The 20,578-nt window shown below is 59.6% G+C and carries 23 protein-coding genes, 1 tRNA gene and 3 pseudogenes; 12 read left to right on the top strand and 15 right to left on the bottom strand.

All coding sequences use genetic code 11. The annotated features are described in order from the left end of the window. The coding region (locus K359_RS0129930) for an IS1380 family transposase (RefSeq protein WP_029082610.1) at nucleotides 1-408 on the bottom strand (408 nt) is incomplete at its 3' end. A 137-nt stretch (nucleotides 409-545) separates the two neighbouring features. On the opposite strand from K359_RS0129930, the gene K359_RS0129925 reads away from it, so the two are divergent. Next, nucleotides 546-2,159, top strand: coding sequence for a hypothetical protein (locus K359_RS0129925; protein ID WP_198031198.1), 1,614 nt, complete (start codon nucleotides 546-548; stop codon nucleotides 2,157-2,159). Between the two features lie 162 nt (nucleotides 2,160-2,321). On the opposite strand, the gene K359_RS0129920 is transcribed toward K359_RS0129925, so the two are convergent. The 4 genes from K359_RS0129920 to K359_RS0129905 all read right to left on the bottom strand — a co-directional run bounded on the left by K359_RS0129920 (nucleotide 2,322) and on the right by K359_RS0129905 (nucleotide 5,127). Next, the gene (locus tag K359_RS0129920) at nucleotides 2,322-3,308 is read right to left on the bottom strand and encodes a helix-turn-helix domain-containing protein (protein WP_029082608.1); all 987 of its coding nucleotides are present in this window, start codon (nucleotides 3,306-3,308) and stop codon (nucleotides 2,322-2,324) included. A 112-nt stretch (nucleotides 3,309-3,420) separates the two neighbouring features. Further along, the gene (locus tag K359_RS0129915) at nucleotides 3,421-3,738 is read right to left on the bottom strand and encodes a hypothetical protein (protein WP_224496651.1); all 318 of its coding nucleotides are present in this window, start codon (nucleotides 3,736-3,738) and stop codon (nucleotides 3,421-3,423) included. After that, a complete protein-coding gene (locus K359_RS53395; protein WP_051346483.1) occupies nucleotides 3,726-4,508 on the bottom strand; it encodes a hypothetical protein in 783 nt (260 codons plus the stop codon). The genes K359_RS0129915 and K359_RS53395 overlap by 13 nt, the downstream gene beginning before the upstream one ends. 316 nt (nucleotides 4,509-4,824) lie before the next feature. Next, entirely contained in the window at nucleotides 4,825-5,127 is a 303-nt protein-coding gene (locus tag K359_RS0129905) for a hypothetical protein (protein WP_029082606.1), read from the bottom strand. 114 nt (nucleotides 5,128-5,241) lie between these two features. Here K359_RS0129905 and K359_RS59225 point away from each other — a divergent pair. The 3 pseudogenes from K359_RS59225 to K359_RS53390 form a co-directional block, all read left to right on the top strand. After that, nucleotides 5,242-5,439: pseudogene (locus K359_RS59225) on the top strand (transposase); the annotation flags it as partial. Beyond that, nucleotides 5,439-5,678, top strand: a pseudogene (locus K359_RS59220) (tyrosine-type recombinase/integrase); the annotation flags it as partial. The pseudogenes K359_RS59225 and K359_RS59220, both read left to right, overlap by 1 nt. A 9-nt stretch (nucleotides 5,679-5,687) precedes the next feature. Continuing rightward, a pseudogene (locus K359_RS53390) lies at nucleotides 5,688-6,464 on the top strand (transposase); the annotation flags it as partial. On the opposite strand, the gene K359_RS61685 reads toward K359_RS53390, so the two are convergent. From K359_RS61685 to K359_RS0129850, 9 genes are all read right to left on the bottom strand, one after another. Continuing rightward, nucleotides 6,461-6,778, bottom strand: a complete 318-nt coding sequence (locus tag K359_RS61685; RefSeq protein ID WP_156928727.1) for a hypothetical protein — start codon at nucleotides 6,776-6,778, stop codon at nucleotides 6,461-6,463. The pseudogene K359_RS53390 and the gene K359_RS61685 overlap by 4 nt on opposite strands. 119 nt (nucleotides 6,779-6,897) lie before the next feature. Beyond that, the gene (locus K359_RS0129885) at nucleotides 6,898-8,313 is read right to left on the bottom strand and encodes a tyrosine-type recombinase/integrase (protein ID WP_051346482.1); all 1,416 of its coding nucleotides are present in this window, start codon (nucleotides 8,311-8,313) and stop codon (nucleotides 6,898-6,900) included. Nucleotides 8,314-8,324: 11 nt separating this feature from the next. Further along, nucleotides 8,325-8,720 (bottom strand): DUF3085 domain-containing protein, encoded by a 396-nt coding sequence (locus tag K359_RS53385; RefSeq protein WP_035977338.1) that lies wholly within the window; start codon nucleotides 8,718-8,720, stop codon nucleotides 8,325-8,327. After that, nucleotides 8,713-9,036: a hypothetical protein gene (locus K359_RS0129875; RefSeq protein WP_029082603.1), complete on the bottom strand. Its 324-nt coding sequence runs from the start codon at nucleotides 9,034-9,036 to the stop codon at nucleotides 8,713-8,715. Before K359_RS0129875 ends, K359_RS53385 begins: the two co-directional genes overlap by 8 nt. An 18-nt stretch (nucleotides 9,037-9,054) precedes the next feature. After that, entirely contained in the window at nucleotides 9,055-9,405 is a 351-nt protein-coding gene (locus tag K359_RS53380; protein ID WP_035977336.1) for a superinfection immunity protein, read from the bottom strand. A gap of 14 nt (nucleotides 9,406-9,419) precedes the next feature. Beyond that, complete coding sequence (locus K359_RS0129865) at nucleotides 9,420-9,878, bottom strand: hypothetical protein (RefSeq protein WP_029082602.1); 459 nt, start codon at nucleotides 9,876-9,878, stop codon at nucleotides 9,420-9,422. Between the two features lie 308 nt (nucleotides 9,879-10,186). Then, nucleotides 10,187-10,768 (bottom strand): hypothetical protein, encoded by a 582-nt coding sequence (locus K359_RS0129860; RefSeq protein WP_029082601.1) that lies wholly within the window; start codon nucleotides 10,766-10,768, stop codon nucleotides 10,187-10,189. 103 nt (nucleotides 10,769-10,871) lie between these two features. Further along, nucleotides 10,872-11,021, bottom strand: coding sequence for a hypothetical protein (locus K359_RS61680; protein ID WP_156928726.1), 150 nt, complete (start codon nucleotides 11,019-11,021; stop codon nucleotides 10,872-10,874). Continuing rightward, on the bottom strand, nucleotides 11,018-11,299 hold the full coding sequence (locus K359_RS0129850) for a hypothetical protein (RefSeq protein WP_029082600.1): 282 nt from the start codon (nucleotides 11,297-11,299) through the stop codon (nucleotides 11,018-11,020). The genes K359_RS61680 and K359_RS0129850 overlap by 4 nt, the downstream gene beginning before the upstream one ends. 655 nt (nucleotides 11,300-11,954) lie before the next feature. On the opposite strand from K359_RS0129850, the gene K359_RS61675 reads away from it, so the two are divergent. From K359_RS61675 to K359_RS0129825, 6 genes are all read left to right on the top strand, one after another. Continuing rightward, nucleotides 11,955-12,242 (top strand): hypothetical protein, encoded by a 288-nt coding sequence (locus K359_RS61675; protein ID WP_156928725.1) that lies wholly within the window; start codon nucleotides 11,955-11,957, stop codon nucleotides 12,240-12,242. A 59-nt stretch (nucleotides 12,243-12,301) separates the two neighbouring features. Beyond that, a complete protein-coding gene (locus K359_RS0129845) occupies nucleotides 12,302-13,306 on the top strand; it encodes a TRAP transporter substrate-binding protein (protein WP_029082599.1) in 1,005 nt (334 codons plus the stop codon). A gap of 288 nt (nucleotides 13,307-13,594) precedes the next feature. Continuing rightward, entirely contained in the window at nucleotides 13,595-14,167 is a 573-nt protein-coding gene (locus K359_RS0129840) for a TRAP transporter small permease (RefSeq protein ID WP_029082598.1), read from the top strand. Beyond that, complete coding sequence (locus tag K359_RS0129835; RefSeq protein ID WP_029082597.1) at nucleotides 14,167-15,450, top strand: TRAP transporter large permease; 1,284 nt, start codon at nucleotides 14,167-14,169, stop codon at nucleotides 15,448-15,450. Before K359_RS0129840 ends, K359_RS0129835 begins: the two co-directional genes overlap by 1 nt. A 159-nt stretch (nucleotides 15,451-15,609) precedes the next feature. After that, entirely contained in the window at nucleotides 15,610-16,203 is a 594-nt protein-coding gene (locus K359_RS0129830; RefSeq protein WP_029082596.1) for a Spy/CpxP family protein refolding chaperone, read from the top strand. Between the two features lie 175 nt (nucleotides 16,204-16,378). Continuing rightward, a tRNA-Lys gene (locus K359_RS0129825) sits at nucleotides 16,379-16,454 on the top strand. A 190-nt stretch (nucleotides 16,455-16,644) separates the two neighbouring features. On the opposite strand, the gene K359_RS53375 is transcribed toward K359_RS0129825, so the two are convergent. Beyond that, a complete protein-coding gene (locus K359_RS53375; RefSeq protein ID WP_051346481.1) occupies nucleotides 16,645-18,159 on the bottom strand; it encodes a DUF2235 domain-containing protein in 1,515 nt (504 codons plus the stop codon). 179 nt (nucleotides 18,160-18,338) lie between these two features. On the opposite strand from K359_RS53375, the gene K359_RS59215 reads away from it, so the two are divergent. After that, nucleotides 18,339-18,539 carry a hypothetical protein gene (locus K359_RS59215; RefSeq protein ID WP_084301864.1) on the top strand — a complete coding sequence of 67 codons (201 nt, stop codon included), beginning with the start codon at nucleotides 18,339-18,341 and terminating at the stop codon, nucleotides 18,537-18,539. Between the two features lie 872 nt (nucleotides 18,540-19,411). Continuing rightward, entirely contained in the window at nucleotides 19,412-20,569 is a 1,158-nt protein-coding gene (locus tag K359_RS0129810) for a diphosphate--fructose-6-phosphate 1-phosphotransferase (protein WP_029082595.1), read from the top strand. The last annotated feature ends 9 nt before the right edge of the window (nucleotides 20,570-20,578 follow it).

The following is a 20,578-nucleotide window of genomic DNA, read 5'->3' as shown; positions in this document are numbered from 1 at the left end:
CAAAGTGTAGGTCAGTCGGATCACGTCGCGCAGGCGCGGAGCATTCTCCAGCCGCGACAGCGTCGGTTGGGAACACAGATCGCGACCCGTGTCCGGCAGCCGTCCGCAGGCCAGCTTGAATGCGGGATCGGACCGCAGATGATCGAGGTCGTCGGCGTCCTCGTAGCCGCAGCAGATCGCGAACATGCGCGCGCGGAACATATCGACAAGGCTGTGCACGACCCGCGTCGGATCGCGCCGATCCGGGAACACCCGGGCCAAATTGTCGGCCAAGCCGAGACGCCGCTCGGCCATCGCCAGAAGCATCACGCCCCCGTTCGAGGCCAGCCGACCGCCATCGAAGGCGGCTGTGACTTTCTTGGCGTGAACGGCTGGAAACGAGAAGGGCGGAATCGTATCGTCGGTCATGGCGGGCGTGGTGTTCGCGGCTGAAGGTGATGGGGTTGGCTTTGCAACCAAATCCTACGCCGCATTAGCGCTTTACACCACGCTCGCCAGCCTCTCAGGCGCACTCTGACGAATAAGGCGGGCTAGAGGAAAGTGTAATGAGTTCGCGCAACGTTTCTCTCGACGATCGCGGACAATTCCGCCATCTTACAACCAGCAATGGAATGTCGGTGGGGGGTCTAGTGGTTGACCAAAAGAAGCTCGCTAAATTGCGTCAGCTGATAACTGAGGGTTTACGTGTCCAGTTGGGGCACGAGGCCATTACTTACATTAACGTCGGGCACGCGATGGAGGATATTAGCGCAAGGCAAAATCACACCGTCTTTGCTCGGCGCGGTTGTGGAAAGACGCTATTGCTTCATGATTCTGCGAAGCAGCTTCCGCCAGAGATCAAAGCAATCTATCTGAATTGTGAGGATTTCAAACAGCACACATTTCCAAATGTCCTGATCGAAATCCTGTCGTCCTTGTTCGAAGAAATCGATTCCCATCTTTCCGGTTGGTTCGGTAGGAAGAGGAGAACCAAGGAAATCATCAAGAGTATCCGCGCCAAACTGGCGACGATGCACCAGTCACCAGATGTTCAAGAGGAAGATATCAGACAGACGACTGCTAATGAGAATGCGTTGAATAGTGAGGCCGGACTTCATGCGGAAGCTGTGAACTTCTCACTTGGAGGCTCTAGGAAGACAAAAAGCGAAACCGAACGATCGTTCAGGAGCCACCGTCAAAAACTACAAGAATTAGACCTCTGGCTGCCCGAGCTGAAGAAAAGCATCCGAGAATTTTTTGCTGTCTCGACGAACGTCAAATGCATTTTCTTGCAGATCGATGATCTTTATCATCTAAAGCGAGCCGACCAAGCCTTTGTTGTCGACTACATCCATAGGCTCTGCAAGGACGTGCCGCTGTTTTTTAAGATCGCTACAATGCGGCATGCCTCGACAATGTTTGCGGATCGAGAAGGGCAGCCTATAGGTGCGCAGGAGCGTCACGACTATCAGCCGATAAACATTGACTATACGTTCAGCGATTTTGGCAGAACGGAATCCCAGAATTGGCAAATCCTGATGGAGTACGGCCGACGAGCTGGGATGGATAAGCATGAGCTAGATGCTCTGTTTAAGGGTGAAGGCTTCGCCCGGCTGGTGATGGCTGGCGGTGGCGTTCCCCGCGACGTGCTTTCCCTCTTTTTGGAAGCAATGAGCCAAAGCGAGGGTGAGGCAGTTGGAAAAGACGAGGTGCGCGTTCTCAGTAGATCGAATCTGGAGCGGCGAATTGAGGAGCTAAAGCAAGATTCGCAAATCGACGAACAAAACGTCTTGATTGCCGGTATCTATGTTTTAAGGGAGTTCTGCTTAGCAAAAAAAACGAACATCTTTCTAATACCCGAGCAACTGCTCCAGCAGGACGAGAACTGGAGAACGCTTTTCAGCCGCCTCGTTGACTATCGCATCATCCATCAAGCCGGAAGCGCTCTCACGCACAAATCACAGACAGGAAACTTCCAAGCATTTGCGATCGATATTGGCTGCTACGCCCATTTCAGAAAGATGGAGGCCCGCTTCAACGAGATCGACGTTTCGAAGGCTACTGCAAAGGATCAAATGCGTTCCGCTCCGGTGTTGGGCTTGAGTGACCTCCAAACACTATTTAAGACAGTACCAGAAAACGCCGAGGCCGTTTTGAAAACGATACCGGAGGATGACTGATAACGTCGGCAAATCAGCCATCGCTCCTCCCTCAATAAATAGGCACAGTCAAGCTCGGCCGTGTGCCGCAAGCTGGTCGAACGCGGTCGAGACGGTGGTACCAGCACGGGACGTAATGGTTATCTCGAAGAGACTCATCGGCGCAAAGATTGGAAGTTCTTTCTATCGCAGAAGTTGATGGATACGATCCTGAAGAGTCCCATCGGGCGCCGGTCCAATCTGGCGAGTGGCGTCGTAAGGTTTAATCGCGGCTTCCTCGACCTTCTCCGCATCCGGTACCAAATGTTCCAGCGCGCGAAGGGCGTCAAGCCCGGGTTGAAGGGTGAAAAGGAAGCGTTGCGCGACCTGCCGAACGAGCCTCGCGTTTGCCGGGTTGCCAGTTAGACCATCGGCAATGTCGCGGATATCCCGTCGCAGCGCAGCTAAGCTGTTATAGAATTGAACCAGACGCAACGGGGCATCTTTGCCCAGTAACCCCAGCTCGCCCGAGGCGTTGGCAAATATCGTTGGTTCTGCCGGTGCAAAGCTCCGCAGTTCATGTTTTTCCAAGGTAGTGCCTTGCGCACTCGCTGGCCAATACTGACGCCACTTGTTCTCCGAATCGAAGCAGCATCTCGCGACTAGATCGGCCAGCTCAGCGTGAAGCGCACGCGCAAGGTCAGGCATAGTGGACCTCCGGAGGACGTCTCGTATTTCATAATCCTCCATCGGCACGGCATGGAGTTCAAAGCGCTTGTAGTATTTCTTGTCCGGGGCTTGGTGAGGGCCGGTCAAGGTCGGCTCGACGGAAACGACAAATCCGTGGCCTTTGTCGCTCAACGGAATCCGCTGAACGCTCACGCGGTCAATGCGAGGCTGGATTTTGGAGTTCAGGATTTGGATAATCCACTCTCGCGTGATCTTGTCATCCACCACACCATCATCGACCTTGGCTGGCTTGCAGGTCTTCTTGTCCTCTTCAATTCCATAAACGATCTGCCCTCCGGCCGAGTTGGCCATAGCTGACACATCTTTGCACAGCTCGTGTACGTCCTTACTGTTTCGCGATAGCGCGGGCGATGCCTTGTATTCGAGGGTAAGTGTTTCTTCGATCCGCGCATCAACCATCTTCTGGAAGTCGGCGCGATCGTTGAATTCGAAATCAGCCATTGTCTGTCACAAGTAAGCGAATCGGTGAATACGCACGTTGGCACAATGCAGGGTAGCATTGCGATGATTGGGACGGCTGTCCCGGATATTCACAGGGCTGCTAGCGCGCAGCTCAGGCGAACAGGTCCTTTCCAGCCTGAGTCATCCGGGTGAAGGTCCCGCTCTCATGGACCGGCTCCAGCCAACCATGAACGATCGCATACTTGAGACCGGCGCTGTATTCAGCCACGGAGGCCTTGTCCTCGAATAGGAAGGGGTTGTTTAACTTCTCAATATAAATCCGGCCGTCCCGCACCGGCTCGAAGGCGCGGGCGTGCTCCATCAGGCGGCGCGCCGCCTTCTCGGGATCGGCGTAGCGGCGGTCTTCGGCCAATTTTTTCATGTTGTGCAGGTTGGGTCGATCATCCAGGATGTAGACTATTTCCACCATGGTTTGATCTCGCGCGGGTCCGGGATCGTATCCTCGTCCGGAACGAGCTTGAAGTAGTTGTCGGCAAGGCGCGCCTTGCAAACGTCAGCGCTCGGATACATTTTCTTGGTCGTCTCTTTGACCTTTTCCCAGTTTAGGTGGCAGGTTTGTCCAACAATTACTTGAGCGAGGCGCAGATTTTTGTCGAAATCAAGAAAATGCAGATGTCCTTCCTGTTTCGCATCGGAAAGCGCTACGATCCGGCGAAATTCATCCTCGTATTTCCAACTTGAGAATTTCGTCGTCAGCAATTGATCGATGAGAGCTTCGCTTGGGCTCGCCAAATGAGCGGAGTTGATTTTCCCTTGAAGCCGATCCGTCATGTAGTCAATCTGCCGCAGCATCCCCCTCGGGATATCAACTCCGAGACAAATGCCTCGATTGCGATCACCGTAATGCGCCCAGAGTGCGGGATCAGTCCAATCAGCGCTGAAGCATATCAACCCTAATGTCGCGTCGAGCCGATCTTTCAGGTCGAGAAGCTGCCGCTTCACAACGTGGCCCAAAGCACCATGACACAGTACCTCAAATGGATCATTGAGCGTCGATAGTCGTGAGACCTTGATTCGGCCAAAGACAATGTTGCTCAGCCCATATTCGGCTGAGGTCAAATAGTAGACTCGCCGATACTCTATTGGCGGAGGCGGGACAACAGCAGCGCTCCCGGCGTGCTTACTGTATCCCGCGTCGATCCAGAGCTGACGAAATTGCTCGTTGTAATGGCGCGCCATGGCTGGTCACAAAAGAATGGGTCTTTGCACAACTCATCGGGCTAACCGTATACCCTAAAGTGTCGCGCCGCACAGGCCCACTAGCTTGGTCGCGTGCTATGCTTGTGCGCTGCTTCAGCGCTCTCCCGGCCACCAGATTCGAAGGTGGAAGGTGCGTTGCTAGCTAAATGACGCCATGAAGGGCGGACGGAAGCTCTACGCCAAAACCGAAAAGGCGACTTTCGGCTATGTAGGCACTCGTTGCTTGTATACAAGTGATCCTCAAAAAACAGCCAACGCATCTCGGTGCATCTTCAAGGCAACCGTAAATGGGGTGTTAAAAGTGCATTACGAAGATCAACGGAACCTCGAATCGCGCGCAAAGCAATTCGAATTGCGATCGGTTGACGACGACCAGATCGAGAACGCCATTTTGCTTTTCGTGAAGGATTATTTGCATTGATGAAGGTCCGCCCCTTTCGCTCCTCGAACTGGAGGCCATGAGCACCTTCAGGACTCCGACGAGCTGTTGCATGCGCTTGACTAAACAACCTCTGTTGCTGACGAGGTTGGCGCATTTGATGCCCTGGACCTCGGCCGACGCCTCGTAGAGGCGCTGTCGATCGATCGCCTTGCGCATCTGCCGATTAAGCCCGGGGGGCGGAGGCTGTCGGTCAGGGCGACAACCCTCACCGACATCTGCTGCCCGAAACGTAGCACCAGGTCGTGACCTGCCACTGCGTATTTCCTCCAGATGGAGTTAGAGTCCGGCCTGACGAAGGACGGACAGAAGAAGCGAGCAAGGTTTACGGAAGAGCAGATTATCGCGGTGCTGAAGGAGCATGAGGCTGGCGCAAAGACGGCCGACCTGGCTCGCAAGCATGGAATCTCCGAGGCGACGATCTACAATTGGAAGGCCAAATTCGGCGGCATGGAGGTCTCTGAGGCCAAGCCTGCCGGGCCGCCCGCCGCCGCGCTCGGATTGCCAAGCCGATCACTGTCCACACTCTCCGGCACTCGTTTGCGACCCATCTTCTGGAAAGCGGGATCGACATCCGCATCATTCAGGTGTTGCTCGGACATACCGACCTCGGATCGACCGCGCGCTACGCACAGGTTGCGACCAATCTGCTCGCCCGCACAACCAGCCCGTTCGATGGGCTCTCCATCACGGTGATCCCACCCGACTGAGCTGCGCATATGCGCCCCGTGCTTGAGGTGGCGGACATCTTCCGCCGCCACGGCGCCGCGTTTCGTGCCGCGCAGGACTCTCGGCTTTCATCCGACCAGCGCCGTGTGATGGCGGCCATCGAGGCGTGCCGCACAACAGCGCTCGGGGGCCATGTCGAGCGGTGCGACGACTGCGGCCTGGTTCGCGTGGCCTACAACAGCTGTCGCGATCGGCACTGTCCAAAGTGCCAAGCCCTCGCACGCGCCCAATGGCTCGCTGATCGCCAATCCGACCTGCTGCCGGTCCCCTATTTCCACGTCATCTTCACCGTGCCGGCGCCCGTGGCCGCCATCGCGCTGCAGAACAAGGCGGTGGTCTACGACATCCTGCTCAAAACGGCAGCCGAGACGATACGTCTCATCAGCGCCGACCCGAAGCATCTCGGTGCCGAGACCGGGATGATCGCGATTCTCCATACCTGGGGCCAGACCCTGACGCATCATCCGCATGCACATTGCCTCGTGCCGGGCGGGCGGGATCGCCCCTGATGGAAGCTGGGTCCATCGTCGCCCCGGCTTCTTCCTTCCCGTTCGTGTCCTGTCACGATTGTATCGTCGGCTATTCCTGGAGCGCCTGCAGGCGGCGTTCGTAGCACCAAGCTTCAGTTCTTCGGCCACCTTGGTCACCTCGCCGAACCGGCGGCATTCGACCACCATCTCAACGCCCTCCGCAAGCTCGAGTGGGTCGTCTATGCCAAGCGTCCCTTCGGCGGACCAGAACAGGTTTTGGCCTATCTCGGGCGCTACGCGATCTGATGGCGCTTGGCATGCCTTGGCTTCAAGCGAGGCCCACTGGCCTTATCTGGCTTGATCTGGGGCTCTTCAGCCATGATCGCATGCTGCACAGCTGGGGCTGGAGCCCGCCAGCGATCATCGAAGGCCTGCGGCAGCGGCAGGCGATCCGAGCGAGCCAGCACCGGAATTGGCGGCGGCGGATCAGCAGCCGCAGGCGCTGGTGAGGAAATTTGGCCGGTATGTACAAGAACAGCGGCGACCGTCCACGCGCACCACAGGGCTCCTGAAGCGATGGCCAGCTTGATCGGAAAAATCGGCTGCAGCATCGGGTGCATTCTCGCACCTCGCTGCAGAACCCGATGCCAACAAATAACTCGCCCCGGATCAACCGGAGCGAGGCCTTATCAGCTAACGTTTTTAGCTATGTCACTTTCCGCATATTCGCTCAGGCCGCGCGCTTCATCTCCTCTTGCGCCTGCACGGGCTCGGCGACGATGCGCCTGATCTCATCGGCGAGCAGCTGCAAGGCCTCGCGCTTCTCGGCGATGCGGGGGTCCTGATCGTAATGCTTGCCGGTGATCGGCGAGACATCGCCATGCTCGTCGCTCTTGATAGTGTGGTCGAGACAGAGCGAGATAATCGAGCGCGGCACCTTGATGTTGCCCATCAGGCTGGCAGCGGTGCGCCGCAGATCATGCGGCGTGAAGGGCTTCAGCCCGAGCATGCGGCAGATGCCTTCGCTCTGGATCACCACCTTTCCCTTTACCAGCTTGGTCTTGCCGCGCAGCGCGCAGGCCATCGCCTTGCGGTTCAGCGGCTCGGTGCCGAAGCGGCCCGCGAACAGCCATGGGTAATTGCCCATCGCTTCCTTCGCGATCTCGACCGCCAGATCGCTCAGCGGCTGATGTATTTCGCGGCCCTTCTTCACGCGCTCCTCGGGGATCACCACCAGCGGCAGCTTGCTGGCCAAGCCATCGCGGCCCAGCTCATCGCGATGGATGTGCAGCATCTCGACCGAGCGCGGCATCGAGGCCAGCGCGAACTTCAGCGCGAGGCAGATGCGGCGATCAATCGGCATGTCCGGTCGGTCCAGGCCATGCCAGAGAATCCTGATCTCGTCAGGGCTCAGCTTGCGCTTGCGCGGCTCCTCCTGCGGCAGCGGCGGCAAATTCACGCAGGGGCTGGTGCTGACATACTTGCGGCCAGCTTCAGCCGCCCAGTTGAACAGCCCCGAGACAGCCTTACGCATATGCCGCGCGCTGGAGACCGAGCCCTTCTTGGCGGCCTTGCCCTTCCGGATGATCAGCGTGCCCGCGAGGATGTCGGCCTGCAGCTGCGCGATATCATCGTTGGTAACCTCGCGCGCCACCATCGAGCCGAGCCGAGGCCGCACGAAGCGATTGAGATGGCTGGCCATGTTCGACCAGTCTTTCATGCGCGGCTTTCTCTTGATGATGACGCCGTCCTCGGTATGGCGGCGCACCTCGATCTCCTCGCTGATCCATGCAATGCGCTGATCGATCAGCTGGCCGACCGTCAGCTGCTGCTTGGCCTGCCGGTCATGCGCCTGCCGCGCGGCCTGCGCGATGTCCTCGCCGTTGCCGATCCTGATCTTCAGCTTCATGGCTTCCCTGCGCCAATAGGCTACGTCGCGCGCTGGGCTGCCTTCACCCCCTTTCTGATAGATGCCCAGCCATTGGGTGGCGCGCTGCTTGGTGATCCGGCAAGTGTATTTGAGCGAGAAGGTCGGCGGCGCGGTGGGGCTCAGGCTGACGTACAGGCCCGAGCATTCCGCGTCGTAAATCTTTTCGCGCTTCTTCACTTCGCCGATGCAGTCCTTGTTGGTGATGTTCTGCGGCATGGTGATGCTCCTCAATGCTTGCGGCTAGGAAGCTGCTGCAGCTCCAGCGAGTCGGCGGTTAGGGTGATGATGATCTCTTGCGCGCCTTGCTCGATCTGCTGCTTGATCTCGGCGGCCCATAGCAGGGCCTCGCCGAAGTCATCGTCGCCAACCAAATCGCGGCTGGTGTCGTACCAATCGCTGTCGATCTTCGGATTGCAGCCCAGCGCGTGGGCTACATAGGAGCGCTCGCCTTCCGCGATATCGCGCGGCTCGCCATTGCTCATCAGATAGACGCCCTCGTCATGCACCAGCAAGATCGAGGGCTCGGTGACCGGGCCGGTGAAGGCCGCGCACTGCTTCGGCGCAGCGAGCGTGTGCTCGACTACGCGCAGCACATCGGCGGCTTTGAAGATCAGGTTAGACATTGGGTGATGCTCCGCTCGCCATTAGAGCGCGGATAAATTTGCCGCCGCCCTTCTTGGTGTTCCAGCCGATGTTGCGTTCCTTGCGATGCTCCCACTCCATCGTCGCAGCCTCAAAGCGCGTGAGATTCTCGGCTAGAACCGTGAAGATGAAACCGGACGGAATGCGCCTGCTGTCCCTGTGCTCCTTCTGGCGGCTCTTACGATGGGTGATACCGACATAGCCTTGCGTAAAGGGATCGGTGTGCTCTGGGAGGTGGAGCCAGTACACGCCGTGTATCCGTTTCCCGTCCGATGGCTTTGGATTTTGAATCGTCATGGGTGATGGTTTCCTTTTTCAAAGATAGAGATGGTCGGCGATGTTGCGCTCGATCAGGGCGCGCTCCATCAGGGAGAGCTGGCGCGGCGGCTTCACCGGGGTGCAGCTCCAGATAAGCGAAGCCACCCAGCCGATGAAGGACCAGCCGAGAAACAGGTTGGCGATGAAGATCGCCAGCAGCGCATGATGATCGCGCCGCCAAGCTACATAGCTCGGCAGCAGGTACAGGAAGGCGCTGATCGCGAAGCCGATGATCCAGAAGGCGAAGTGGCCGAACTGCAGGCCGCTCGCCAGCGCGATGGTTTCGGCGGCGATGACCGCGAAGAAAGTGCAGGCGATCAGCGCGGGAATGAATGCTCGCTTTGACATTGGAAGCGTTCCTTTTACTTCTCGGTTTCGTTGCGGGGATGATCCGGGTGCGGCATCAGATGCGCGTGCTCCAGATCGAGAACGAGGTAGTGGCCATTGCTGTGCAGGCCTTCGCACCAGCCGCGCGACTCCATCTCCAGCCGCAGAGTTTCCTCGCTGTCGTGGCCATACCAGCTGCGGCCCGCATTGAAGTTTGCGATCAACAGCATCATGATGGCAGGGCCTTCGTTGTCGCCCATGTAGAGCACGCGCATATCCTTCGGCTGCTGCATCGTGAAGGCCAGCTCGCTCACCTTGCGGGCCTTCGGATGAATCAGCAGATCGCCCTCGCTTTTGATCAAGCCGCGCTTCTCCAGCACCGCGAACTTCTTGTTGTCGAGCTGCCAATGCAGGGCCGCGCCTTCGGCCTTCTCCAACTCGGCGAGGCAAGCGGTGATCTCGGCGCGCTCTTCTTCAACGGCCGCGAGGATCACCGCCCAGTCATCGGTGCAGATCGGATCGGTGATGTCATCGAGATTATCGGCGGGCTCCAGCGTGAAGCGTGAGCCGCCCGCGCTGATCTCGCGCTTCGCTGGATCGAAGTAGTCAATCCAGATGCGCAGGCCCAGCTCGGCGCTGGTGAAGTTCGGGCAGCTATCATTGTGCCATGATGAGTCCTCGAAGCCTTGCGGCGCATATCGGCGGCCGGGAAGTCGGAAAACTCGGTCAGATATTTTGTCATGATGATGATCCTTTGAAAGCCATTGCGGGCGGCCCTTGCGAGGCCGCCCTGATCGATGGGTTATTTCGGAGCCGAGGCAGAGAGCGTGCCGTCAGCGGCCTGCTTCAGCTTCATCCCCTTGCGAGTGCAGATCGCCTTGATGTTGATCGAAGGCCATGCAACCGCCTCGGCGATATCGGCGCGCGTTACTGGCTTCTTGCGGAGCAGCATCGCGATCACGATCTCGACCTTCGACTTGCCCTCGGGCTTCGCCTTCTTGGCTGGCTTGGCGGCCTTGGCCTTCTTCGCTGGCTTGGCCTGCTTCTCTGCCTTGGCGGCCTCGGCTGGCTTCGCAGCTTTCGCCGCATCGCGCGCCTTATCATCGGCCTTCGCTGCTTCGCTGCCTGCATCGGCTGGCGTGCGGCCATACAATGCGGGCACGAGGATCGCGCGGCCCTCGGCGGTGATCGCGTACACCAGCGCCTTGCGGCTATTGTTCGCGGTAGCGTTCAGCCTCGCCGCTTCGATCCGCGCAGCAGCGAGCGAGTCATGCTCGGTGGTCTGCGGCTTGTTGTTCTTCAGGATCGTCGCGGTGAATTTCTTGCAAGCCGGGATGAGCGCGAGATCGGCGACATCGGCGGGGTGGATTTTCTTGGTAGTCATTTGCAGTTTTTCCTTTTTCAGAAGGCCGCGCGGAATGCGGGGCGTTCTGACCGCCTAACCCCGCGACCTTTCGGTGGCGGGGGCGGGAGGGAGCGGCTCGCAGCTAATGCGAGGCAGCTCGCTCGGTTTGGCGGTAGGAATGCAAAGCGAGCGACGCTCGCCTGATCTCCAGCTGCCGGATTGCGGCCTGCAGATCGCGAAACTGGTGCGTCATCTCAGCGATGCGGGCGGTGATGATCTCTTGCTCGGTCATCGATCAGCGCCCTCGGTGATGAAGGCGGGCGCGGCTCCGATATCGGAGCATACGAAACAGTAGCCCTGGTCATCGGGCATCCCGCCCATAGCCCAAGCACCGCGCCAGCCGAGTTTCTCGGCGAGGGCCCGCGCTGCCTTGGCATGATTGGCCTCGATGCTCAGCGCGTTGTCGAGATGGAGCGTGATGCTGCCCGCCGCCGCGCTCGCCTTGATCCGCGAGCCTTTGGAATTGGAAGCGCCGAAATATTTGGTGGTGATCGCCTGATAGCTTCTCATGAGTGAAAGTTCCTTTTTTCAGAAGTCTCGCTCGGTGCGAGGTTCTGACCCCCTAACCTCGGCGGTCAGGCCGAGGCGGAAAGGCGGGGCTTGGGGCCTTGCCCCAGCCGGGGCAGATCAGCGGCGCGGCCTGCTGCCTTGATGGAAAATGATAAATCCAAAAGGGCCTATTTTAGAAGCACTTAGATAGGCTCTCTTGGGGCCAGATAGGCTCGCCCAAGGCCAAAATAGGGCCGTGTGGTCCTGACGCCCTAGCGGCCGGTGTCCTTTTGTGAGAGGCAATTGCGTCTTGCGAAGGCGGTGACAAAAAAGCCAAGTCTCGCCGGGGAGAGCACGAAGTAAGCCGTAAAACCATCGCGCAGGGAAAGCCGGACTGCTCCGGTTACACCTGTGGTCCTACCCCCGAGCTTTCTACCCGTTGCTCGGGGCCCATGGGTGCAATCGGCACCCGGCTTTCCCTGCGCCCTCTGAGGAGGGCGAGACGAGATGCAAAGCTCGGACAAATCATGTCGCGAGAATGCGGAGCTGCGTCCCACCCTCATCTGTCATCGCCCGGCTTGACCGGGCCATCCAGTACGCCGCGGCCTCTCGATTCAAGCACGGACGCCTCTGGAATACTGGATCACCCGTATGCGCGGGTGATGACACCGAATACATGGTCTTCGTTGCTCGCAAAAACAGTGGTGGAATTCTGGGTCGCGCAACGGCCTTTCTTGCTACCTGCTTTCGCAGGGACGACAGCGCAGCATTCGCGCCCGGCGAACTCGCCATTGCCAAACCTCGCATTGACCGTATCGCGATCGCCGGGCACAGCGTGCGGGCGGTGTCATTGAACGGTCGCAAGAGCCGAAGGGGATACCGCCGCATCGGATTTTGCAGTGCAGCAACGGCGCATTTGGCCCCTGCTAAAGGGGCAATGGCAATCGCCGCGGCTTCTCTGTAATGGTGCGACCGGATGTCTCGGGGCCGGTAAACGTGCTCCGCAATTACGCGGGAGGAAACATGCGTAAACTCATATTGGCTGCGGCTTCGATCGCGGCCTTGACCTTTGTCGGGCCGGCGTCGGCGCAGTCGCCTGTTGTCATCAAGTTCAGCCACGTGGTGGCCTCGGATACGCCAAAGGGCAAGGCGGCCGACAAGTTCAAGGAACTCGCCGAGAAGTACACCGGCGGCAAGGTGAAGGTCGAGGTCTATCCGAACTCGACGCTTTACAAGGACAAGGAAGAGCTCGAGGCGCTGCAACTCGGCGCCGTGCAGATGCTGGCGCCGTCGAACTCGAAGTTCGGCCCGATCGGCATCAAGGAATTCGAAGTCTTCGATCTGCCCTACATCCTCCCCGACCTGAAATCGCTGCGCAAGGTGACCGACGGCCCGCTCGGCGCCCAGCTGCTGAAGAAGCTGGATTCCAAGGGCATGACCGGTCTCGCCTATTGGGACAACGGCTTCAAGCAGATGAGCGCGAACAAGAAGCTGGTCGCGCCCGCCGACTACAAGGGGCTCAAGTTCCGCATCCAGTCGTCGAAGGTGCTGGAGGCCCAGTTCCGCTCGCTCGGCGCGATCCCGCAGGTGATGGCGTTCTCCGACGTCTACCAGGCGCTGCAGACCGGCGTGGTCGACGGCCAGGAGAACACCTGGTCGAACATCTACACCCAGAAAATGCATGAGGTGCAGAAGTACGCGACCGTCACCAATCACGGCTATATCGGCTACATCGTCGTCGTGAACAAGAAGTTCTGGGACGGCCTGCCGGCTGATGTCCGCGACCAGCTCTCCAAGGCGATGAAGGAAGCGACCGAGTTCGGCAACAGCCAGTCGGCCAAGGAGAACGAGGACGCGCTCGCCGAGATCAAGAAGGCCGGCAAGACCGAGATCATCGCGCTGACGCCGGAGCAGGACGAGGCGATGCGCAAGGCCATGATGCCGGTCTACAAGGACGTGGCGTCGCGCGTCGGCCAGCCGCTGATCGACGAATTCCTCAAGGAAACGGGCCGCGGCCCGATGAACTGAGGCGGATCGCCTATTAGCCGCCAAGAAGGCGGTGCGCTCCCTCTCCCGCTTGCGGGGGAGGGCTGGGGTGGGGCATCGCCGCGAGTCATTCTGGTGGAGAGAGCCCCCACCCGCATTGCATCTTCGATGCAATGCGACCTCCCCCGCAAGCGGGAGAGGTGAAGGGAGTTTGCGGATCGGTCTCTCGACCGAGAACCGTCAGGTAATCGAATAAACGCCGCGGCCGTGCGAGGCCGCGGCCTGGGTGCCGTGGCCGGTCGCCGCATCAGGCCATGACAGGGGAGATCAATGCTGCTGAAAATTCTGGACCGGCTCGAGGAAATCATCATCGCGAGCCTGATGGGCGCCGCGACGCTCTTGACCTTCATCACGGTCGTGCACCGCTTTCTGGTCGACGTGCCGGTGCTGTATCCGTACCTGTTCGGCATCAATCTCGCATGGTCGCAGGAACTCTGCATCTACATGTTCATCTGGATGGCGAAGTTCGGCGCGGCCTATGGCGTGCGCGCCGGCGTCCATGTCGGCGTCGACGTCCTGATCAACCGCCTCAATGATTTCTGGCGCAAGCGCACCATCATGTTCGGCCTGCTCGGCGGCGCGCTGTTCACCGGGATCGTCGGCACCATGGGCGCCAAGTTCGTGTTCGAACTGATGCATACCGACCAGGTCTCGCCCGATCTCGAGATCCCGAGCTGGATCGTCTACGCCTGCATCCCGCTCGGCTCCTACCTGATGTGCTTCCGCTTCCTGCAGGTGTGCTGGAACTATTGGTGGACCAACGAGCTGCCGCACCATGACGCCTCCCATGTCGACGGCGTCGAGACCAGCAAGAATGCGCCGATCGCGCTTGGAGAAGCGTGATGAGCGCCGCCCTTATTTTCGGACTGCTGTTTGCCCTGATGCTGACGGGCATGCCGATCTCGATTTCGCTCGGCCTGACCGTGCTGACCTTCCTGTTCACGATGACCGAGGTGCCGATCGAGAGCGTCGGCCTGAAGCTGTTTTCCGGCCTCGACAATTTCGGCATCATGGCGATCCCGTTCTTCATCCTGGCCGGCACCTTCCTGACCCGCGGCGGCGTCGCGCGGCGCATGATCGCGTTCACGACCTCGCTGGTCGGCCATCTGCCCGGCGGCCTCGGGCTTGCCGGTGTCGCGGCCTGCGCGATGTTCGCGGCGATCTCGGGCTCGAGCGTCGCCACCGTGGTCGCGATCGGCTCGATCATGATGCCGGCGATGGTCGATCACGGCTATCCGAAGCGGTTCGGCGTCGGCGTGATCTCGACCTCGGGTGCGCTCGGCATCCTGGTGCCGCCCTCGATCATCCTGGTGCTGTACGGCGTCTCGACCAACACCTCGATCGGCGCGCTGTTCATGGCCGGCATCGTGCCGGGCGTGGTGCTGGCATTGATGCTGGCCGCGGTGACCTTCTTCGTCGCGCGGCGCAACGGTTATCCGAAGATGCCGAAGGCGACGATCGGCCAGCAGTTCACGGCGTTCCGTGAAAGCATCTGGGGCCTCTCGCTGATCGCGATCGTGCTCGGCGGCATCTATGGCGGCGTCTTCACGCCGACCGAAGCGGCTGCGGTCGCCGCGACCTACGCCTTCTTCATCACCGTGTTCGTCTACAAGGAGCTAAAACTCTCCGAGGTGCCGAAGGTGCTGCTGCAGGCGGCGAGCATGAGCTCGATGCTGCTCTACATCATCACCAACGCGGTGCTGTTCTCGTTCCTGATGACGCATGAGCAGATCCCGCAGGAGATGGCGGCCTGGATCATCGACAAGAACTTCTCGGTCTGGATGTTCCTGCTGGTCGTCAACGTCATCCTGCTGCTCGCCGGCAACGTGATGGATCCGTCGTCGATCCTCCTGATCATGGCGCCGATCCTGTTTCCGCTGGCGACCAAGCTCGGCGTGCATCCCGTGCATCTGGGCATCCTGATGATCGTCAACACCGAGGTCGGGCTGTGCCATCCGCCGGTCGGGCTCAACCTCTACATCGCGAGCAGCATCGCCAAGATGGGCATCAGCGAGATCACCATCTCGGTGCTGCCGTGGTTGTGCGCGATGCTGGTGTTCCTCGGCCTGATCACCTACGTGCCGGAGATCTCGCTGTGGCTGCCGCGGCTGTTGGGAATGATTTAGCGACAACAAGAAATCCAAAGCGCGACCTCGCGCTCTGGATGTTTCTGGCGGGCAAAGAAGGGGATTACATCTTGGTAAGAGAGGTCTCTCTGTCCAATCCGTAAGTTGAAGGCGTGGGCAGGGCGCATCATCTTCGAGCAACCTTCAAAGGAGGTTCGTATGAAGAAAGTTCTGCTCGCCGGCGTCGCGGCGCTCACGATTGCCGGTTCGACCGTGGTCTATGCCCAGCATCGTCCCTGGTTCCACGGCCATATGCGGATGAGCCCCGAGGACCGGGCCGCCTTCCTCGACGCGCGGATCGCCGCCGTCCACGCCGGGCTGAAGCTGACGGCGGATCAGGAGAAGCTGTGGCCGCCGGTCGAGGCCGCGGTGCGCGACTTCGCCAAGGCGCGGCTCGATCGCGCCAATGCGCGGATGGCCGCGGAGAAGGCCGACGCGGACAAGGCTGAGAACAAGGCCGCGAAGCCGGACGATCCGGTCGCCCGTCTGCGCGACCGCGCCGACAACATGGCGGCGACCGCGACGTCGCTGAAGAAGATCGCCGACGCCGCCGACCCGCTCTACAAGACGCTCGACGACAACCAGAAGCGGCGGCTGACGATGCTCACCCTCATGGAGGGGCGCGGCTTCGGCGCCGAGGGCTGGCGCCGCCACCGCCTCGAGCGCGGCATGGACCGCTGGGAACGCGGCGGCCGCGACCACCATTTCGACCGTGACGACGGTCCGGATCAGGAGCGCTCCGGCCGGCTCTGAGAGCCGTTCACCGGGCTCTTCACCAAGCTACTGAAAGGCCGCTGGAATCCGGCGGCCTTTCGGCTGTGAGGAGGGCTGGTAAAAGTCGGGAAAAGTTGCGCCCATTTGCTGGACATCGGGGAATCGCTTTGCTAAACGACCGCTCTCTTGCGAGGGTCATTTCCGGACAAGTTCCGGGCGCATAGCTCAGTTGGTAGAGCAGCTGACTCTTAATCAGCGGGTCCCAGGTTCGAGCCCTGGTGCGCCCACCAAGTCTTTCAATGACTTACCCTCGCGAACCGTTTGAGACGACCGAACTAAAACGGTTTTTCAAACGGTGTTTTTGACGGCCGGTTGGCGAGTCCACTCTCGGCATTGTGATGTGCTCTCCTCGTCTCGTCGGAGGCCAAAGGCGTCTCGAAGGCCGCCCGACAGAACCGCTTCCTCAATGTTGTATCTGGGTCAGAGCCGCCCGACATAGCCGGCATTTTCCCACTTCTGTTCAATGTCATCGGCGACGCATTGGGGCAGCTGCGCCGCGCTCCCATCGAAATAGTGCTTGAAGTCGACGTGGACCCTCATGTTGTCCGGGCGGTAGGCCGCCACGCGATCGTAGAGAAGAACGGACGCCGCCTCGAAACGCCGATAGACCGATTTGTGCATCGGTGATCTCGATTCTTCCGTCTCGGGATCGATCGGCAGGTCACGAACCCCGGCCTTGAGGAAGCCTCCCGCCTGCTCATTGTGCTGGGGACCCGCGGGATTGGGCGACAGCCGTAGCACACTGCCGTCGTGTTTCAGGCCGTCTGGAATGAGCGAAGCTCCGGCGAGCAGCCAGTTCAGCGCAACGTCTGAGAGCCGAGCCTCATTCTCGAGATAGCCGCCGCCGACATCGGCGTGCACGCCCGGAAACCAGACCTGCTCGAAGTAAAGATTGCCGTGCGCGTCTCGTTTGTCCTGCTTCTCGGCCGTAGGCGACCAGCCGACGCGCTTGAAATCGGCGCGGTTCTCGTCGATCGAGATCGCATGTTTGGCGTAGCCCACGTTGGGATTGAGGGTCGTGTCGTAGAATTTGTGCTTCGGCGGAGCGAAATGCACGGTCTGGAGGCGCTTCCAGAATCCATAGCCGGGCAAGGATGGCGCGATCTTCAGATAGTTCATGAGAAGAGTAATCAGCGCTATGGCGATGCCGAGGTAGCTCAGAATCCAAGCGACCCATCCGGCCCATGGAAAGACCGGCTGAAGGAAGCCACCGAGCCAGTGCAACCCGATCAGTAGCGCAATGCCGGAGGTCACGAGCGCCGCGCCCAGGTACTTGTGGCCGAGGGCGGCGACGGTATCGAACACGCCGATGAAGTAGGGAAAGACGTTCGCGTGCTCGGCGCCGTTGACGGTGGTTGTGCTGCCGTACTGCTGTCTGAATTGTGCGGCGATCGCATCTCGGGTCTCCAGCAGGAACCGCCGGTATCCAAGAATCTTGCGCGAGTAGGATGGACAGAATTGATAGACATTCTTGACCGCATGCTCGGCCAGCTTGTGGATGCTCTTTGGGTCTCGGCGCAAGGGCGAGCCATCGGGCATATGCCGCGGGACGCCGCAATGGGTCATGACGCCGGCAACCGATCGGACCGTGTAGGCGCCCCGGCTGAAACCGATCAGGAAGATCCGATCGCCTTCCTCATACAGGGCGATGATCGCGGCGTAGCAATCGACAATGTTCCGAGTGATCCCGAGGCCCGTCGCCATGCTGGCGAGATTGTACAGCCACCGCATCCAGCCAATCTTGAAATGACCGCCATCGGACGCAGAACCGAGACCGGCATCGTAGAAGGCGACCTGTTCGGATGGTTCGACCTTCGTGTCCGGGCCGACGCGGCAGGCGCGGTAGAGCTTGTAAACGTTCGTCCGCGCTTCGTCGAAATTGATGCCGCCGGCCTGACCTGTGCCGTCGGAAACGATCACAATATTCTTCGGCATTCCCACCATTCCCAAAAGTGCGCCAAAAGCCAATCTATATCACAGATTGCGTGAGCCCCACTGTGAGCTGGCCCACTTGCGGACAGCGCGCCCGGACCAGGATTTAGAGTCAACTGATCGAGAGTTGCGCCTGAATGCGGCTGTGCTAGTACGCCCACTCTCGAATCGAGGAGCTAAAAGTGGCGAAGAACGCAAAGAAGACGGCTACAAAGAAGAAAACTGTGCGTCGTGAATACACAAAGGCTGACGTGAAAGAGCTGCGCGCTCATTCGAAAGCAAAGACGCCCGTTGCAAAAATCGCGAAGCTCACAAAGCGCTCCGAAGGCTCACTCCGCCAAAAGGCGCTCAAGCTTGGAATCCGGCTCGGTCACCAGCGCTAAAGGTGGCATTATGACGCTCCTCAATAGAGTGTTCTCGACCAGAACGTTGTTGCAAATCATCTGCGTTCTCGTTGCTGTCGTCGCAATGAAGTTGTTGAGCGCTCATTATGATTTCAGCTGGGCAGCCGCAGTTGGCGGTTGACTAAAAGAACGCCCTGGAAGGTTGAGCAGAAAGAAGCCCACCTAATGGTGAGCAATCAAGCGGCGTTCAACGTACGAAGTATTGGCGCCATCAGAGCCGCAGGGGGAACGAGACTAATCAGAATCTAGCGCGGGCGATTTCCCGATATGTGTGGCAGGACTCGATCCTGCAGCCAGACTGTTATGAGCGGCAGACTATCGATCGGCTTCGTCGAATTTGCTATGTTTTCGTTCGAATTCGGCCGCGTTCATCGCGGTTTGTTCACGTCGTTTCTGGTGCGAAACTGGTGCAGTCGGTCAGCATAGTAGGCACTTCACATCGCTATTCGGCACGTTGGGGCCACAGCCTGTCCCATGATGGATTGGAGCGAGAGTTTAAGCTTTTCAATTGGTTAGAGGACAGCGTGTGCACGACGTGTGCACCGGGAGACCAAAGAAAATCTAGAGACAAACGATATGAGCACGCCGAACCAGGTGCTTCAGCGTCAGCAGTAGACGGACGTGGGCGCGACCTGCTGGCAAGCTGGTGATTGTCGAAGTGGATCGTCGATGGACCGCAGTTGGCGCAAAGGCGGTCCTTCCTAAGCGCGACCTTTAGCACGGTTAGCAAGACGCCGATCCATAGATCCATTCGCTGCAGGCCACAGCTCGTTGCAGGATTGGCTAATCTTCGCTTCAATCGTCTCTCACTGTCCGCGGGCGGCACAGCAAGAATAAGTCATGGAGGATCCATGCCATCGATCGTCATTGCCCAGGGCGGCGGCCCCACCGCCGTGATCAACCAGACGCTGTGCGGCGCCATCCTTGCCGCGCGCAAGCACGATCCGTCGTTGCATATTCTCGGCGCGCGCTATGGCGTGCGCGGCCTCACGGCGGACAACGTCGTCGACCTCACCGCCGTCTCCGTGGCGGATCTGCACCGCCTCGGCAACACGCCCAATTCGGCGCTCGGCTCGACCCGCGACAAACCAGATTCCGACGCATGCTCTGATATCCTCGCTGCGCTGGACCGGCTCGACGCCCGTGCCTTCGTCTATATTGGCGGCAATGACACGGCCGGAACGCTCGAACTGCTGCGTCAACAGTCAAGTGGCCCCTGCCATTTCGTGCATGCCCCCAAGACCATCGATAACGACCTGATGGAGAACGATCATGTCCCCGGCTTCATCTCGGCCGCCGCCTTCGTCGCCAACGCCCTTGTCAGCATCGATCTCGATTTTCGCGCCATGCCCGGCATCTATGTGGCCATCGTTATGGGCCGTCATGCCGGCTTTCTCACCGCCGCCGCAGCAGGCTGGCAGCAATCGCCCGACGATGCCCCGCATCTGATCTACACGCCGGAACAGCCGTTCTCGGTTACCCGGTTCCTCGACGAGGTCGATGCGGTTTATGCGCGCCTGGGCCGCTGTATCGTTTCGATGTCCGAGGGCGTGCAGGACGAGATGGGTCGGCCTCTCACCGAGGCGCTGGCGGGCGGGGCGGTCGAGCGCGACGCCCATGGCAATCTGCAATTGACCGGCGGCGATCTCGGCATCGAGATCCAGAAAGCGCTGAAATCGCGTTTTCCCAAGGCAAGGGCGCGCGTCGATACGCTAGGCTATCTACCACGCGGATATATCGGCGTGATCGACGAAACCGACCGCAATGAGGCTTTCGCCGCAGGCGAATTTGCCGCGCAAAGCGCCTTAACCGGCAGTGGCTCGGTGGTGCTACACTATGACGGCGACCGCATCGAACCTCAGATCGTGCCGCTCGAGCGTGTGGCTGGCAAAACGCGTCATATGCCGGACGACTTCTTTGCTGACAGCAGTACCGTTTCGGCTGAGGGACGGGGCTATTTCCGGCGGCTGCTACCCAAACGGCCCGATATCTTCCTGCCGTTCGTGTGAAAATGATAG

Origin of the sequence: Bradyrhizobium sp. th-b2 (assembly GCF_000426785.1) — a bacterium.
GTDB lineage: Bacteria > Pseudomonadota > Alphaproteobacteria > Rhizobiales > Xanthobacteraceae > Bradyrhizobium > Bradyrhizobium septentrionale.
Note: the sequence above shows the minus strand (reverse complement) of the source record. Positions and strands in the feature narration are given on the sequence as shown.

What these genes read in the sequence shown, in the direction of transcription:
- K359_RS0129845 (WP_029082599.1), top strand. Translation starts at nt 12,302, where the DNA reads ATGCGTAAACTCATATTGGCTGCGGCTTCGATCGCGGCCTTGACCTTT.
- K359_RS0129920 (WP_029082608.1), bottom strand. Translation starts at nt 3,308, where the DNA reads ATGGCTGATTTCGAATTCAACGATCGCGCCGACTTCCAGAAGATGGTT.
- K359_RS0129835 (WP_029082597.1), top strand. Translation starts at nt 14,167, where the DNA reads ATGAGCGCCGCCCTTATTTTCGGACTGCTGTTTGCCCTGATGCTGACG.
- K359_RS0129860 (WP_029082601.1), bottom strand. Translation starts at nt 10,768, where the DNA reads ATGACTACCAAGAAAATCCACCCCGCCGATGTCGCCGATCTCGCGCTC.
- K359_RS0129925 (WP_198031198.1), top strand. Translation starts at nt 546, where the DNA reads ATGAGTTCGCGCAACGTTTCTCTCGACGATCGCGGACAATTCCGCCAT.
- K359_RS53395 (WP_051346483.1), bottom strand. Translation starts at nt 4,508, where the DNA reads ATGGCGCGCCATTACAACGAGCAATTTCGTCAGCTCTGGATCGACGCG.
- K359_RS0129885 (WP_051346482.1), bottom strand. Translation starts at nt 8,313, where the DNA reads ATGCCGCAGAACATCACCAACAAGGACTGCATCGGCGAAGTGAAGAAG.
- K359_RS61685 (WP_156928727.1), bottom strand. Translation starts at nt 6,778, where the DNA reads ATGCTGCAGCCGATTTTTCCGATCAAGCTGGCCATCGCTTCAGGAGCC.
- K359_RS0129875 (WP_029082603.1), bottom strand. Translation starts at nt 9,036, where the DNA reads ATGACGATTCAAAATCCAAAGCCATCGGACGGGAAACGGATACACGGC.
- K359_RS53385 (WP_035977338.1), bottom strand. Translation starts at nt 8,720, where the DNA reads ATGTCTAACCTGATCTTCAAAGCCGCCGATGTGCTGCGCGTAGTCGAG.
- K359_RS0129915 (WP_224496651.1), bottom strand. Translation starts at nt 3,738, where the DNA reads ATGGTGGAAATAGTCTACATCCTGGATGATCGACCCAACCTGCACAAC.
- K359_RS53380 (WP_035977336.1), bottom strand. Translation starts at nt 9,405, where the DNA reads ATGTCAAAGCGAGCATTCATTCCCGCGCTGATCGCCTGCACTTTCTTC.
- K359_RS61675 (WP_156928725.1), top strand. Translation starts at nt 11,955, where the DNA reads ATGGTCTTCGTTGCTCGCAAAAACAGTGGTGGAATTCTGGGTCGCGCA.
- K359_RS0129850 (WP_029082600.1), bottom strand. Translation starts at nt 11,299, where the DNA reads ATGAGAAGCTATCAGGCGATCACCACCAAATATTTCGGCGCTTCCAAT.
- K359_RS0129810 (WP_029082595.1), top strand. Translation starts at nt 19,412, where the DNA reads ATGCCATCGATCGTCATTGCCCAGGGCGGCGGCCCCACCGCCGTGATC.
- K359_RS0129840 (WP_029082598.1), top strand. Translation starts at nt 13,595, where the DNA reads ATGCTGCTGAAAATTCTGGACCGGCTCGAGGAAATCATCATCGCGAGC.
- K359_RS0129830 (WP_029082596.1), top strand. Translation starts at nt 15,610, where the DNA reads ATGAAGAAAGTTCTGCTCGCCGGCGTCGCGGCGCTCACGATTGCCGGT.
- K359_RS61680 (WP_156928726.1), bottom strand. Translation starts at nt 11,021, where the DNA reads ATGACCGAGCAAGAGATCATCACCGCCCGCATCGCTGAGATGACGCAC.
- K359_RS53375 (WP_051346481.1), bottom strand. Translation starts at nt 18,159, where the DNA reads ATGCCGAAGAATATTGTGATCGTTTCCGACGGCACAGGTCAGGCCGGC.
- K359_RS0129905 (WP_029082606.1), bottom strand. Translation starts at nt 5,127, where the DNA reads ATGCGCAAGGCGATCGATCGACAGCGCCTCTACGAGGCGTCGGCCGAG.